At 65.2% G+C, this 14658-nt stretch carries 15 protein-coding genes; 1 reads left to right on the top strand and 14 read right to left on the bottom strand.

Annotation, left to right across the window (positions count from 1 at the left end):
• The 3 genes from lnt to WC704_RS05070 form a co-directional block, all read right to left on the bottom strand.
• Positions 1–1557, bottom strand: a complete 1557-nt coding sequence (lnt, locus tag WC704_RS05080; protein WP_372889106.1) for an apolipoprotein N-acyltransferase — start codon at positions 1555–1557, stop codon at positions 1–3.
• Positions 1558–1711: 154 nt separating this feature from the next.
• Positions 1712–2716, bottom strand: coding sequence for a LacI family DNA-binding transcriptional regulator (locus WC704_RS05075; RefSeq protein WP_372888899.1), 1005 nt, complete (start codon positions 2714–2716; stop codon positions 1712–1714).
• A gap of 70 nt (positions 2717–2786) precedes the next feature.
• Entirely contained in the window at positions 2787–4412 is a 1626-nt protein-coding gene (locus WC704_RS05070) for an alkaline phosphatase (RefSeq protein WP_372888898.1), read from the bottom strand.
• Positions 4413–4498: 86 nt separating this feature from the next.
• Between WC704_RS05070 and WC704_RS05065 the strand changes: the two genes are divergently transcribed.
• Positions 4499–5947, top strand: coding sequence for an ArnT family glycosyltransferase (locus tag WC704_RS05065; RefSeq protein ID WP_372888897.1), 1449 nt, complete (start codon positions 4499–4501; stop codon positions 5945–5947).
• On the opposite strand, the gene WC704_RS05060 is transcribed toward WC704_RS05065, so the two are convergent.
• The 11 genes from WC704_RS05060 to WC704_RS05010 form a co-directional block, all read right to left on the bottom strand.
• Positions 5934–7136, bottom strand: coding sequence for a glycosyltransferase (locus tag WC704_RS05060; RefSeq protein ID WP_372888896.1), 1203 nt, complete (start codon positions 7134–7136; stop codon positions 5934–5936). The two genes, WC704_RS05065 and WC704_RS05060, sit on opposite strands and share 14 nt — an antisense overlap.
• A 4-nt stretch (positions 7137–7140) precedes the next feature.
• On the bottom strand, positions 7141–7668 hold the full coding sequence (locus WC704_RS05055) for a DUF2141 domain-containing protein (protein WP_372888895.1): 528 nt from the start codon (positions 7666–7668) through the stop codon (positions 7141–7143).
• Positions 7669–7670: 2 nt separating this feature from the next.
• Positions 7671–8645, bottom strand: a complete 975-nt coding sequence (locus tag WC704_RS05050; RefSeq protein WP_372888894.1) for a hypothetical protein — start codon at positions 8643–8645, stop codon at positions 7671–7673.
• A gap of 146 nt (positions 8646–8791) precedes the next feature.
• A complete protein-coding gene (locus WC704_RS05045) occupies positions 8792–9658 on the bottom strand; it encodes a class I SAM-dependent methyltransferase (RefSeq protein WP_372888893.1) in 867 nt (288 codons plus the stop codon).
• Positions 9655–11055, bottom strand: coding sequence for a threonine synthase (gene thrC, locus WC704_RS05040; RefSeq protein WP_372888892.1), 1401 nt, complete (start codon positions 11053–11055; stop codon positions 9655–9657). The genes WC704_RS05045 and thrC overlap by 4 nt, the downstream gene beginning before the upstream one ends.
• 11 nt (positions 11056–11066) lie before the next feature.
• Complete coding sequence (locus WC704_RS05035) at positions 11067–11705, bottom strand: SURF1 family protein (RefSeq protein ID WP_372888891.1); 639 nt, start codon at positions 11703–11705, stop codon at positions 11067–11069.
• On the bottom strand, positions 11702–12109 hold the full coding sequence (locus tag WC704_RS05030) for a DUF983 domain-containing protein (RefSeq protein WP_372888890.1): 408 nt from the start codon (positions 12107–12109) through the stop codon (positions 11702–11704). The genes WC704_RS05035 and WC704_RS05030 overlap by 4 nt, the downstream gene beginning before the upstream one ends.
• A 10-nt stretch (positions 12110–12119) precedes the next feature.
• Positions 12120–12977, bottom strand: coding sequence for a cytochrome c oxidase subunit 3 (locus WC704_RS05025; protein ID WP_372888889.1), 858 nt, complete (start codon positions 12975–12977; stop codon positions 12120–12122).
• A 32-nt stretch (positions 12978–13009) separates the two neighbouring features.
• On the bottom strand, positions 13010–13549 hold the full coding sequence (locus tag WC704_RS05020) for a cytochrome c oxidase assembly protein (protein ID WP_372888888.1): 540 nt from the start codon (positions 13547–13549) through the stop codon (positions 13010–13012).
• Positions 13549–13689, bottom strand: a complete 141-nt coding sequence (locus WC704_RS05015) for a hypothetical protein (protein ID WP_372888887.1) — start codon at positions 13687–13689, stop codon at positions 13549–13551. Before WC704_RS05015 ends, WC704_RS05020 begins: the two co-directional genes overlap by 1 nt.
• Positions 13686–14591 carry a heme o synthase gene (locus WC704_RS05010; protein ID WP_372888886.1) on the bottom strand — a complete coding sequence of 302 codons (906 nt, stop codon included), beginning with the start codon at positions 14589–14591 and terminating at the stop codon, positions 13686–13688. Before WC704_RS05010 ends, WC704_RS05015 begins: the two co-directional genes overlap by 4 nt.
• Between the last annotated feature and the right edge of the window lie 67 nt (positions 14592–14658).

The raw sequence follows: 14658 nt of genomic DNA, 5'->3' as shown, positions 1-14658 counted from the left end.
CTATCGCGCGAACCGGCGCAATGCAATTGCCGAAGCGAGAAAGCAGAGGCCGACCAACAATGCCATCAGGTTGCCAAGCCGCGAAAACACGGTGGGTGGAGCCGCAGGCGGGATTGGCAGTTCGATCGCGCCTGCCTTCTCCGCCGGGATCGATGCGAGCACGCGGCCCTGCGCATCGATGATTGCGGAAATGCCCGTCGGCGTCGCGCGGATGACGGGCAGGCCCTCCTCGATCGCGCGCATCCGCGCTTGCGCCAGATGCTCGGCCTGGCCCCAATAGCCGTACCAGCTATCGTTGGAGGGCTGGAACAGGAAAGCGGGGCGGTGCCCGCGCTGGACGACGTCGCCCGAAAAAATGATTTCGTAGCAAAGCTGAAAGCCGACGCGCCCGAAGGCAGGCAAGTCGAGGCCATTGGGGCCCTTGCCGGGCGCGAAGTCGAAATCACCGGGCACGAGTCGCGACAACCCGATCGCCGACAGTAGCGGGCGCGCCGGGAGATATTCGCCGAACGGCACCAGATGCGCCTTGTCATACCGGGCCAGAATGCGCGCGTGCGCGTCGAACGCGAAGATCGAATTGGTCGCGCTGATGACGTGGTCTTCGGCATCGAAATTGAGCGCATTGCCACCGGTCAGCACCACGTCCTTCGGGCCCAACAGCGCCGCGATGCGATGGCGCGTTTCGTAAGGCGTCGCTTCCCAATAATATTGGCGGGGATAGCCATCCTCGGGCAGGAAGCGCAAAGCGCCCTCGGGCCATACGATCAAGCGCGGGGCGGGGCCGGGCTTTCCGCTTAGCCGCGCGAGCTGGGCCAGGTTCGCCTCGGCATAATCGTCACGCGGGCGTTGTTCCTGGTCGAGGTCGGGCTGGACGACGCGCACGCGCGGCGCGAGCGGGCCCGGTGCGACCGACACCGGCGGGGCGATCAATCCTATCACGATCAAGCCGCCAATCGCCATTGCGGCTCCGCGCCATTCTCGATGTAGTGCGCCCACGCCCATGCCCGCGATGGCCACGGTTAGCCCCGACAGCGCGTATGTGCCGATCCATGCGGCGCTGTGGGATAGGCCGGGAAGTGGCAGCCAAATCTCCGACAGCGGGTTCCACGGATAGCCGGTAAACACCGTCCCCCGCAGATATTCGGTCGTGATCCACGCGGCGGCGAAGCTCAGTACATAAGCGGTATCCGGTCGCGCCCCGCGAAAGCGCCACGCCACGCCCGCCGCCGCCATCGGGAAGATGCCGAGATACAGCGCCATCAGCCCGGGTGCGACCCAGCCGAGCGCGTGCGGTACGGCGTCCTGATAGGTGAAGGCCTTGGCGATCCAGTTATTGCCGATCAGGAAATGCGCAAAGCCGAACAGCCACCCGCGCCACAATGCCGCGCGGATGCCGGGGGCAGCATGGACGATCCACAGCCATGCCGCCACACAGCCAAGCGTCACCGGCCATAGCGCCAACGGTGCAAAGCCGACCGTGGCGATGCCGCCGAGCAGGAAGGAATAGAGCGCGGGGCGATCGGTTACGGTCAGGGTGGTTACGGTCGGGGCGGTCATGGTTGGGGCGATACTCGTTGGGGCAGAATCGTCCACTCTCCTTTCCTACGTTACGCCGGGCATGTCGCACCTGGCGCACGAGGGCCGTGGAGCCGTATGCAGACAGGTGCCGCCGGGAACAAGTCCGGGCGGGGCAGCGGCGTCAACCCGGCCATTATCCCGCAAACGGCCCGGTCGATTCGCGCACGATCAGTTCGAACGGGATTTCGCGGCGTTGGATCGGGGCATGGACGGGGGCGAGCAGCAAGTCCGCCGCTTGATAGGCCATCTGTCGGGTCGGCTGGCGGATGGTGGTGAGCGGTGGCCAGACAAACCCCGCCAGCGCGGTGTCGTCAAAGCCCGCCACCGACAGATCCCGCGGGATCGACAGCCCGCGCCGGTGCGCGGCGGTCAGCGCACCCGCCGCCATGTCGTCGCTCGATGCGAAGATCGCACTCGGCGGTTCGGCGAGCGTGAGCAGCGCCTCGGCTGCCGCTGCGCCCGACGCAAAATCGTAGCTGCCTTCGCGCACCAGCACCGGATCGACCGCAATGCCCTCTTGCCCGAGCGCGCTGGCATAACCCTGCATCCGCTGGCCGCTGGTCGCATAGCTTGGATGCCCGGCGATGAAACCGATCCGGCGATGGCGGAGCGACAGCAAATGTGCGGTCATCGCCGCCGCCGCCGCCATATTGTCGATGAAGGTCGAAGGGGCGAGGTCGGGCGCGCTGCCCGGCGATACCCGCACGAAGCGGACCCCGCGCCGTTCGAGCAAATCGAGCACCTGTGGATGGTCCGATACCGGCGGGGTCAGGATCAGGCCATCGACATGCGTGGCATCGACCAGATTTTCGATATCGTCGAGCAAGGTCGTCGAGTTGCGATCATAGGGCTGGGCGATCATCCGCACCCCGTCCGCCGCGCAGCGATCGCGAATGCCCGATTGCATTTCATAGACATAATAAGGGCTGGGATTGTCGCAGATCAGCGCGATCTGGAAACTGCGCTTTCCCGCCAGCGAGCGTGCCGCCACATTCGGGCGGAAGTTCAACTCGGCAACCGCCGCCTCGACCTTGGCGCGCGTTTCCGCACCGACATAGCGCTCCTTGTTCAGGACACGCGAGACGGTCTTGATCGATACCCCGGAAACGCGTGATACGTCCTTGATCGTTACGCGCAAAGTCGCCGCTCCCGAATGCCCTGCTGGTGTGGCGCACTGGTGTGCCGCACCAGCGAGGACTCGGCAACCGTCATGCCATGCTGTTGCGACCGCGCTGAATCGTGGCGCTGTGGCCGATGCTGGCGGCAGGGGTGTGCGCCTTGATCGTGTCGACCATGATCCAGTCGTTGCTGGCGCTGCTTGGTGTCAGCGTCATCGCCATATAGCCGCGGCGCGACGTGTCGCACCATTTGAGTTCCTTATTGGCGCGCACCAGCGTGTCGGCGATCACCTTTGGGTCGGTCTTGCTGGCCGATTCATAACCCGGCGACGTCACCGAATGGCCGGCGAATTCAACCCCGGCGGGCTTGCCGTCCTGCGCCAGATCATAGGCCCAGGCATTGTGGCTGTCGCCCGACAGCACGATCAGATTGGCACCCAGCGCCTGCGCGCCCTTCAGGAAGCGCGCGCGGGCGGCGGGGTAGCCGCCCCAATTGTCGTAATTGAACGGCAGGCCGAGCTTGGCCGCGGCAACGCCTGCCAGAATGTAATTCTTGGCGCGCGCGGGCGCATCGGGGGTGATCCAGCTCAGCGCGTCTTGCGGCATCACCGTTTCGCCCATGATCGTGCCGAAGCCGACGACTTGCCAGCGCTGGCCCTGGCGGACCGATTGCGCGATCGCATGGCTGAGCCAGCTTTCCTGCTGCGATCCCATCATCGTCATCGCCGGGTCCTGCCACGCACCGTCGCGGAACGTTTTCAGTGCGGCGAGCGGGTCGGCGGCCTTGAACAGCGGGGCGACATCGGGCTGCTGGGTGCGCGCGAGCAGGCGGGTTTCGGTGCGGAACAACGTGGCCAGCGTGCCGATTTCATAGGCCTTCCACGGCTCGTCTGACACCGGCATCCATTCGCGATAGGCCTGGATTGAGGCGGCGCGGCGGGCATTCCAGTCGCCTTCCTCGGGCTGGTGATTTTGGGCGCTGCCCTCCCAGCTATCGTTCGCCGATTCGTGATCGTCCCATTGCACGATCATCGGCAATTTGGCGTGCAGCGCCATCAAATCAGGGTCGCTGCGATAGCTGGCATAGCGGATGCGATAATCGGCGAGGTGGAGCAATTCGGTCGCAGGCAGCGGGGTGCGCCCGGCGACCTGATCCTTCAAAGCGGGATAATCGCCGGTGCGATATTCGTACAGATAATCGCCAAGGTGGATGGCCAGGTCGAGATCATTGCGCGCGGCTGCATGGGCATAGGCGTTGAAGAATCCGAACGGCATGTTCGAGCAGGAGAACGTCGCCACGCGGAAGCGATCGACCGGGCCGACCGGCAAGGTCTTGGTGGTCCCGACCGGCGAGAAGCTGCCATCGGGCGCAATGAAGCGGTAGTGATAGGTGCGGGCAGGCGCGAGGCCATCGACGGTGATCTTCGCCGTGAAATCACGCCACGTGCCCGTGATCTGCGATCCGCCAGCGACGACATGCGCGAAATCGGGGGTTTCGGACAGTTCGACGCGCAGTTCGGCAGTGTCGCCGGTGGCGGGGACATAGCGCGTCCACAGCAGCATCGAATCGCTGGCAGGCTCGCCGCTCGCGACGGCGTGGGTGAAGCCACGGCCGCTCGCGACCGTGGGGCTCTGTGCGAAGCCCGGCACCGCAAAGGCACCAAGCCCGAACGTGCCCGTCAGCAGGAAGGAACGGCGGTCGATACGGACGGTCATGACAATCTCCAACTGGTCGTTGATCTCCTGCGCCATCGATATGGCGTCTGCGTGACAGTGCGCGCCGTGCTGGCTAAGGCCCCGTGATGGTTGAGTGTAAGACCGATCCAATTGTGTTCCAATGGCGCTATTGCGCCGTGGTTCTGGCCTTTTTCAGCTTGTGCGCGGTGATCCGTTCGATCGATCATGACGAGAGCCAATATGTCGCGGCGGCGGTCCTCACCGCGCACGGCTTCCTGCCCTTTCGCGATTTTGCCTATTTGCAAACACCGCTCCAGCCGTTCCTGTTCGCGCCGCTGGTGTGGATCGCGGGGCCGTGGGTTTGGCCGGTTCTGCGGCTGATCAATGCGCTGCTCGGAACGGGGATCGTGCTCTGCGTATGGCGCGCGGCGCGGGAAGCGGGGGCTTCCTCCCGCGCCGCCTTGACGGCGGCGGGTTTGTTGTCGGTGTGCGACATTTTGTTGTTCAGCATCGGCACCGCGCGCAACGATGCTTTGCCTGCGGCATTGCTCGCTGCCGCGCTGGTGTTGATCGTCCGCGCGCAGCGAGGGCGGGGGAGTGCGGGCGCGGCGATGCTGGTCGGGCTGTTGCTGGCTGGTACTGCAGCGGCGAAGGTTTCTTATGCGTTGCCCGCCGCGGCTTATGGCGTTTACGCGCTGGTGGATCGCCGCCACCGACCGCTGGCGCTACTCGCCGGGGCGGCACCGATGCTGGCCTTTGTCGCCTGGACCTGGGCGATTGCACCCGATGCTTTCGTGTTCGGCACGCTGCGCTTCCCGGCGCTGGCACCTGCGGAATATTATGCGAGCCGCCCGTGGAAGATGTCGCTTGCTGCCAAGGCAATCGACGCGCTCAAGTTTTTCGCGCTCGGGCCGGCTTTGGTCGCGTTGGTGGCGGTACGTCGTCGCTTGGCGCGCCCGGCGGCGATCGAAGGGATGTTGATCGCGGGGCTGGCGGCGGCGTTGCTGCCTTTCCCGACCTGGCGGCAATATCTGCTGCCCGTGCTGCCGCCACTGTTCGTGCTGCTGGCGCTGGAATGGGACCGGGCACCGCCTGCGCGCGCGATGCGGATCGTCACGGCGGTAACGGTCTTTGCCGGGCTTGCGCCGACGGTCGCGACGGCGGTGCTGACGCTGAAGGGCGCATCGATGCCGGTGGCACTGCGCGAGGGAACGGCGATTCGCGCCGGTCTCGATGCCGCGCAGGTGCGGGGCAGCGTTGCGACCTTATCTCCGCAATTTTTGGGTCGTACCGGGCGCTTGCCCGACCCGCGCTTTGCGGCGGGCCCGTTTTATTTTCGTACGCACCGCGTCATCGATCCTGCGGCGGAAGCGAAATTTCACGTTGTATCGGCAGACAGGACCAGCGATCTGGAGCGCAACCCGCCCGCCGCGATCCTGATCGGGGGTGAAGCTCCGTGGACCGGCGGGAATAACGCCATCGATGCCGTGCTCGAAGCCTGGGCGACCAGTCACGGGTATCGACCGATCGCGATCCGGAGTGCGCGCTTCCGCCTGTACGTCAGGCGACCTTGAGCGCTTTCCCCGCGCGCTTGGTGTCGACCAGCCGCTGATAATAGTCCATCAGCTCGATTGCGTGATCGCGGTCGCTACGGACCTTGGTCGCTGCCACCACCGCCGCGCGGCGCAGCACGCGTTGGTCGCGCGCGAACAGGCGGTGGATCGCCGCCGCCGCGCTTTGCGCGTCGCGCGCGGTGTAGAATTCCGAAGTGCGTGGATCGGCCACTTCGGCGCAACCACCGGTATCGGGCACGATCAGCGGCAGTCCACCCGCCATTGCCTCCGATGCGACCAGCCCGAACGGCTCGGCTTCCGATCCGTGGATCAGCGCGTCGCAACTGGCGACGATGCGCGCCAGCCGCTCACGGTCATAAACCGGGCGGAACATGCGGATGTGGGGGCTACCCGCGATCCGCGCCTCAATCTGGCGGCTTTCGACGCCGGTGCCGAGCAGGATCAACCCGACCGGTAAATCGGAGCCCGCGCGTTCGACCGCGTCGATCACCAGCCGCCAGCGCTTTTCGGGATGATGGCGGCCAAGCCCCAGCAGCAAATGCCCGCTCGGTGGCAACGCACACTGCGCAAGCAATGCGGCGCGCAGCCGATCGTCGCGCAGGTCGGGCGAAAAATGGCCGCGCTCGATCCCCAGCGGCATCGCCGCGTCGATCCGCACGCCGCGCGCCTTCAGCCGCTTTTCGAGCGCGGGGCCATTGGTGACGACCGCATCGAAATGCTGGAGGAAGCCGCTCATGTAGCGGCTGTACCAGGAAAAGGCGCGCTCGATCCGCTCCTGCGGGGCGAGGCCTTCGAACCAGCGCAGCGCATAAGCGGCCATATTGTCATTGTGCATGAAGAAGCTCTTCACCGCACCGCCCTCATAGTTCGGTTGCCACTTGCCGACCACCCAGGGCAAGCGCCAGGGCGAGGAGGTTTCGACGACATCGGGCTGCAATTGGTCGAGCATTTTCAGAATCGGCGCCGATTCCCAGAACAACCCGTAATTCTGGTCGAGCGGCAAATGTCCGGTCTGAATCCAGATGACCTTGCCGCCGCCCGGGCGCTCCTCGACCGCATTCTCGCGGCCCGGCGCGAGCACGATCAGCTCGTGCCCGAGATCGGACATGATGCCCATCTTGCGGTCGATATAGGTGCGCACACCCCCGCCGGTTGGCGAGTAGAATTCGTTGACGTCGACGATACGCATAACGTTACTCGTCCTTGATCGGCCCGAACCCGCCGAGCCCGCGCAGATATTGCGCGCGAATTTCGGTGGAGACCACCCCTTCGGGCACCACGATCCGCGCCATTGCCAATTTGGGGCGTGACCGACCGAGCCGCACGTTGCTGGGGAAGCCAGCGCCATCCTGCCACAGGTTGAACTTGTTCTTGCCGTCGCGATTATGCGTGAACAGCAAGGCATAGGGCCCGGGGGTCGGCACGCGAATACACAGGACGATCGGGCCGGTCGGCGGGGTGGGCAGACGTACGCGGCGGAAGAACTTGCCTTCCTTGATGAGGTCGCGATCGTCCTTCAGGAAATCGGCATCGTTGGCGGGGAAGAGTTCAAGCTTCAATTCGCCCGTGCGATCCTTCAGCCCATCGACGGTCACGCGAATCGCGGGGCCACCCGATTCGCAGGCTGCCGCGTCGCTGCCCAGCACGGTCGCCGCGCTTGCCGTCGTCGGGAGCAAGGCCGCGCCCAACACCGCTGCCGCCATCAATGCCTTACGCGCCATCTTCAATTCTTTCTCACCAGATCGACCAGCCCGAAGATCGCGATCAGCACGACATGGACCAGCAACGGCAGCGCCGCCGTAACCGCGATCAACACCGACAGGGCCGCATCCTGCCCGATCAATAGGGTGGCGAAGGTGGCGAAAAGAAGGTCCTTGTTCGGCACAAGTGGCAACCGCCCGACAATCAGCCGCGCGGCCGACAGCAACAGCCACATGCCCAGCGACACGCTCGGCAAGCCGTAATGCCAGGCAAAGGCGATCAGCACCGATCCCGCGATCAGCCGCAGGCAGTGGATGCCGAAAATCCACCACAAAGTGGCGCGCGGCAATGAGAAGACGCGCTTGGAAAAAATCAGGAAAGGTAACGACATCGCGAACACCGCGACCACCGACCAGATGGCATTGTGCAATTGCTGCTCGGTCAACAGGCCGATGCCGAGCGGCATTGCCACCGCAATCATCGCCAGCGTGACCATATTGCCGGCGATGGCCGACAGGATGCTGACGTCCTTCACCGCGCCGAAGGGAGCCGCCACCATTGATGAGCGTTGTCGCGCCCAGGCGTAGAAATAGGCCTCGCCCGAATAATTGAGCACATCGTTGGCGATGCGCTTCTTGGTCAGCGCGACGAAGCCCGCCGCCGGAATCCCCCATAATTTGCGGAAGATGATGAAGTCCCCCGTGACGGGGGAGATATAAAGCAGGCCGAAGAAGATGTAGAAAAGCGGGTTGGTCGGCAGCGCCGAAACCAGGCTGTCCACGCCCAATGCGCGCAATTTCAAGCCCAGCCACACGATCATCACCACGGTGACGGCGGCACCCAGATAGGAAGGCCAGCGCCGCGTCAGCGGTGCCATCGGCTCCAGACCGGCAAGATCGGGTGCCCCGGATAAGCCGGGCATTGGCGGCAAGTTTATGTGCGCGGTCACGCTCTGCGTCGAAACGCCGATCGTTGGCCCAGTCGTAATGTTGTCCACGTGGCGCGTTTATCCGCTTCTTGACCGGTTCCGGCGGCCCTATTGCCGCGCATTAGCGGCATAAGTGTGGCGCGGCAAACGCCAAGAACAGTGCCCAAGCCGCGGTTCCATCCATTGTAATGACGCGTGGCCGCGCTTTCCGGCGGTTAGCGTGACCAGCGCGCGAAGATCGCGGTCGGCAGCAACAGCCCGCGCGCTTCCTCGCGCACCGCCATTTCACCGACTTCCACCGTGCCGCCGAGATCAGCGAGTGCTTGACGCACCACCTCGCCGATCGCCAGCGCCGACATGCGCACGGCATAGACCGTCAGCACCAGGAACTTGCTGTCCTGATCGAGCAAGCGGCGGCAATCGGCGATCAGGCCGGGCAGGCCTTCCTCGAGCCGCCACACTTCGCCATCGGGCCCGCGCCCGAATTTGGGCGGATCGAGGAAGATCCCGTCATAGCGCTTTCCCCGCCGGACTTCGCGCGCGGCGAATTTGGCGGCGTCGTCGACCATCCAGCGAATCGGGCGGTCGGCCATGTCGGACAGGAAGGCGTTGGCCTTGCCCGCCTCGACCGACTTTTTGGAGGCATCGACATGCGTCATCGCCGCCCCCTTGGCAGCGAGCGCGAGCGTGCCGACCCCGGTATAGCCGAACAGGTTGAGCACCTGATCGCCCTCGGCGACGCGCCCGCGCATCCACTGCCATTGCGGCGCCATGTCGGGGAAGAAAGCGAGGTGGCGAAAGGGGGTGTTCTGCGCGAGGAACAGCACTTCCTCCCAGCGGACATGCCAGCCGCCGCGCGGCACGTCGCGCGACAAATGCCAGCGCCCGCCGCCTTCCTCGTCCGACGCGCCGATGAAATCGCCATCGGCTTCCCAACTGTCCGACGCGGGGGCCCACATCGCCTGCGGTTCGGGGCGGATGAAGCGGAAACGGCCATAGCGTTCGAGCTTGCGACCGTGGCCTGAGTCGATGAGGCCGTAATCGGGCCAGGGTTCGGTGATGAGGGTGATGAGGTCGCTCACCGCGCGCTCGCGCGTTCAGCGATATAGGCGGTGACCGCGTCGAACGTGCCTGGCAGCGAGGCATAGCGTTCCTCGCGGTCCATCAGATCGCCGATGCGCGCGGGAAGCGCCGGGCGCTGGCCGGTGGCGCGTTCCACCGCATCGCCGAATTTGGCGGGGTGGGCGGTGGCCAGTGTCACCACCGGCACATCGGCGGGCAGCCCGGCGCGGCGCGCGGCGGCGAGGCCGATCGCGGTGTGCGGATCGATGACTTGCGCGCTCGCTTCATACGCCCAGCGCATCGCGAGCGCCATGTCGTCGAGATCGACGCGGTCGCTGCCGAACAGAGCGGCGGCACCTTCGCGCTGCGCATTGGTCAGCCGCATCGCCTTGGTCGATTCGAACCCGCGCATCTGTTCAGCCAAAGCGGCACCGTCGCGCCCGCCGAGATCGAACAGCAGGCGCTCGAAATTGCTCGACACCTGAATGTCCATCGACGGGCTCGGCGTCGGCACGACGGTGCCTTGCGAATAATCGCCTGCGCTGAGCGCGCGGTGGAGGATATCGTTGACGTTGGTCGCGACGATCAATTTGGCGACGGGCAGGCCCATTTTGGCTGCGACATAACCGGCGAACACATCGCCGAAATTGCCCGTCGGCACCGAAAAAGCGACGGGGCGCTCGGGCGCGCCCAAACGGACGGCGGCGTAGAAATAATAGACCACCTGCGCCATCAGCCGCGCCCAGTTGATCGAATTGACCGCCGACAGCGCGAATTTGCCCGAAAACGCGTCGTCGTTGAACATCGCCTTCACCAGCGCCTGCGCATCGTCGAAGCTGGCATCCTCCAGCGCGATATTGTGGATGTTGGGGGCGATGACGGTGGTCATCTGGCGGCGCTGCACTTCGGACACGCGGCCCTTGGGGTGGAGCATGAACACATCGACCCCGGCACGGCCCGCCAGCGCATCGATCGCAGCCGAGCCGGTGTCGCCCGAGGTCGCGCCGATCACGGTGACTTGCTGGCTGCTGCCGGTGAGGAAGCGCTCGAACAGCAGCCCGAGCAATTGCAGCGCGACGTCCTTGAAGGCGAGCGTGGGCCCGTGGAACAGTTCCAGCAGCCAATTTTGCGGATCGAGCTGAACCAACGGCACAACGGCGGCGTGCGCGAAGCGGCCATAGGCCTGGGTGCAGAGTTCGCGCAGATCGGCTTCGCTGAGCGTGCCCGCGACGAAGGGCAGCATCACCGCGACGGCGGTGTCGACATAGGACAGGCCGCGCAAGGCGGCGATCTGCTCGGTCGAAAAGCTGGGCCAGCTTTCGGGCAAATAAAGGCCGCCGTCCTTGGCCAGGCCCGCGAGGGTGACGTCGCGGAAATCGAGGGTGGGCGCGGAGCCGCGCGTGCTTATGTAGCGCATGACGCCTGCGGTTAGCGAGGTGGAGCCGCCGGGGCAACCGTCCGCCGCCGGAGCGCCAGCGTATAGATGATCGCGGCGAGCGCGGCGAAGATGAACCACTGCACCGCATAAGCGAGGTGATTGTTGGGCACTGCCGACAGATCTGGCGCGGGATTGGGGTCTAGCCCGGCGGCGGGAGGATCGGCGACGAGCATCAGCATTTTGGGCGTAGTGCCAAGAGCGGAGGCGATCAGCGGGGCGTGGCCGGGGACGTGCGAGATATAGCCGCGCACCGGGCCGCCCTTCCAAATGGGCTTGGCGTGCGGGTCACGGCCAAAGCCGATCTGCACGGTGAAGCCGGGGCCTTCCGCGCCGGTGCGACATTCGGCGATTTGCCGCCAGCCGGTGCCACCGCGTGCGTTGCGCCCGCCTTCGATGCGGAAGCTGACCGGTTGCAGGCAAAAAGCGCTGGCGCGGCGGAACAGCAGGCTGCCATCCTCGTCAATCGGAATGCGCGGGAAGGCGACGGGCGGTAGCGTGATGTTGCGCGCATATCGAACGAGCTGCGCTTCCTTTTCGGCGCGGCGCTGCAATTGCCAGACGCCAAGCGCCATCATCGCGGCAATGGCGATGCCGACGAGCACCGTTGGCAGGACGGGTATGCGTTTCATGGTGTGGGGTCGACCGGGGCTATGCGCCCCTCGCGCGCGGCGGTGCGATATTCAGAACCGAGCAACGCCGCCTTGGCGACACGCAAAGCCCCGATGACGGCGGCGATCGTCACCGGCACCCACAGGAGGAGTTGCAGCCAGATTGGCGGCGCAAGCGTCAACTGGATGGCGATCGCCGCGCCGACCACGATCGCCCCAAGCAGCAGCACCAGCAACGCGGCGGGCCCGTCCCCCACATTGAAGCGGGTGTAATCGAGCCCGCAAGCGCCGCAGCGATCGGCAAAGGCGAGCCAGCCCTTGAACAAGCCCGGTGCGCCGCAGCGCGGGCACAGGCCCTTGAACGCGGCGGGCAACGGGGCCGGCTCGGGCGTCGGCGTTACGGCCTCGGCCCGCACCTCGGTCATCGGACGGCGATCAGCCGGCGTGGATGGGCGCGCCCCAGCCACCCCAGACATAGATGGAGACGAACAGGAACAACCACACCACATCGACGAAATGCCAATACCATGCCGCCGCTTCGAAGCCGAAATGCTGCTGCGGGGTGAAATCGCCGCGATAAACGCGGATCTGGCAGACGATCAGGAAGATCGTGCCGATCATCACGTGGAAGCCGTGGAACCCGGTCGCCATGAAGAAGGACGCGCCATAGTTCAGGCCCTTGAAGGGGAAGGGCGCGTCGGCATATTCATAAGCCTGGATCGAGCTGAACAGCAGGCCCAGCAGGATCGTTACCCACAGCCCCTTTTTCAGGCCGTCACGGTCGCCGTGGATCAGCGCGTGGTGCGCCCAGGTGATCGTGGTGCCGCTGGTCAGCAGGATGATCGTGTTGAGCAGCGGGAAGCGGAAGGCATCGATGACTTCGAGGCCCTTTGGCGGCCATTGCGCCGCCGTATCTGCAACGACCGAAGCCGTTCTCGTCACCGAATCATAGACGATGTGCGCCGGGAAGAGCGAGAAATCGAAGAACGCCCAGAACCAGCCAACGAAGAACATCACCTCGGAGGCGATGAACAGAATCATGCCGTAACGCAAATGCAACTGGACGACGGGGGTATGGTCGCCCGCATTCGCCTCGATGATGACCTGGCGCCACCAGCCGTACATCACCGCGAGCACGCCTGCGAGACCGGCGAAGAACACCGTGCCGCCACCGGCTGCCGAGTGCATCCACATGATGCCGCCCGACGCCATCGCGAGCGCCGCCATCGCCCCGGCCAAGGGCCGGATGCTGGGGGGAAGGATGTGGTAATCGTGGTTCTTGGCGCCGGCCATCTGTCCCTCGTCCTCTATCTTGTCGTTTAGTTCTAGCTCTTGGCTTTGGTGGAATCCACCGGGTAAAAGGTGTAGCTCAAAGTGATCGTCTGCACGTCGTTTGCGTCGGGATCAGCAAGGATCTTCGGGTCGACGAAGAAGATCACCGGCATCCGCGCGGTTTCGCCCGGTTTCAGCGTTTGCTGGGTAAAGCAGAAGCACTGGATCTTGGTGAAATATTTGCCCGCTTGCGCCGGGGTGACGTTGTAGGTCGCGGTGCCCGTGATCGGATGGTTCGATGTGTTGGTCGCGGTGAAGAATGCGAGATCGCGCCCGCCGATATCAACGGTTTCGGACGGATGTTCGGGCGCGAACTTCCACGGCATGTGCGGTGCGACATTGGTGTCGAAATCGATGCGGATCTGGCGGTTGACCGCGCCCGGTGCGGTGAGCCCGCGCTGCGTCGTGCCGTTGAGGCCGGTCGCCTGGCAGAACAGGCGATAGAGCGGAACGCTTGCCCAGCCGAGCCCGCTCATGAAGCAGATGCCCGCAACCGCGAACAATGCCGTGCGCAGTTTGCGGTCGATCGCCATCAGTGCGGCATCCCCGCCTGGATCTTGGCGATGCTGATCGCGAACACCAAAATAACGAAGGCCCCGAGCAGCAACGCGAGCGCGGTCGCGCGGCTGCGCTGGCGCTTGCGGACAAGGTCGCTGTGCGGGTCCGGGGTCATGCGGTGAGCCGATCGACTGCAAGTGAGAGGAAGATCGCGAGAATATAGCCGATCGAATAGACGAACAGGAAGCGTTCGGCCTTCATTTCGGCGGGCGTACCCGCACGCGCCGCAACGACCCACAGCGTAAGGCCGAGGAACACCGCCGAACCGATTGCGGCGACCACACCATAGGTGATCCCGGCCAGCCCCAGCGCCCAGGGCGACACGGCGGCGGCGGACATCAGCACCGCGTAGAACAGCATTTGCCAGCGCGTCGTCGCTGCGCTGGCGACCACCGGGAGCATCGGCACGCCGCCCTTGGCGTAATCGTCGCGGATCAGCAGTGCGAGCGCCCAGCTATGCGGCGGGGTCCACAGGAAGATAATCGCGAACATCAGCAGCGGCAGTGTCGAAATACTGCCCGTTGCCGCAACCCAGCCGATCAGCGGCGGGAAGGCCCCGGCCGCCCCGCCGATGACGATGTTCTGCGGGGTCAGCCGCTTGAGGCCGACGGTATAGATCAGCACGTAAAACAGGATCGACACCGCCAGCAGCGCGGCGGCGAGCACGCCGATAGCAAGACCCATCAGCAGCACCGAGAAGACGCCGAGTCCGACGCCGAAATGGAGCGCGGTCTCACGGTCCATCTTGCCGGCGGGGAGCGGGCGCTTGGCGGTGCGCTTCATCAGCGCATCGATATCCGATTCATACCATTGGTTGAGCGCGCCCGCCGCCCCCGCCGCGAGCGCGATGCACAGGATCGCGGTGAAGCCGAGCGCGAAGGGCAAATGCACCGGCGCGGCCAACATCCCGCACAGCCCCGTCAGCACGACCGAGCGCATCACCCGCGGCTTGGTCAGCGCGAAGAAATCGCGCCAGTCGGCGGGGAGGGTGGTGGTCGGCATGGTGGCAGTCGTCATGAAATCAATCCTCCCCTCCCGCAAGCGGGAGGGGTTGGGGGAGGGCTGTGTCGGGGTGGGCGTTCAC

The organism is Sphingomonas sp., assembly GCF_041661885.1.
Taxonomy (GTDB): domain Bacteria; phylum Pseudomonadota; class Alphaproteobacteria; order Sphingomonadales; family Sphingomonadaceae; genus Sphingomonas.
This window is presented reverse-complemented; position numbering and strand designations above follow the sequence as displayed.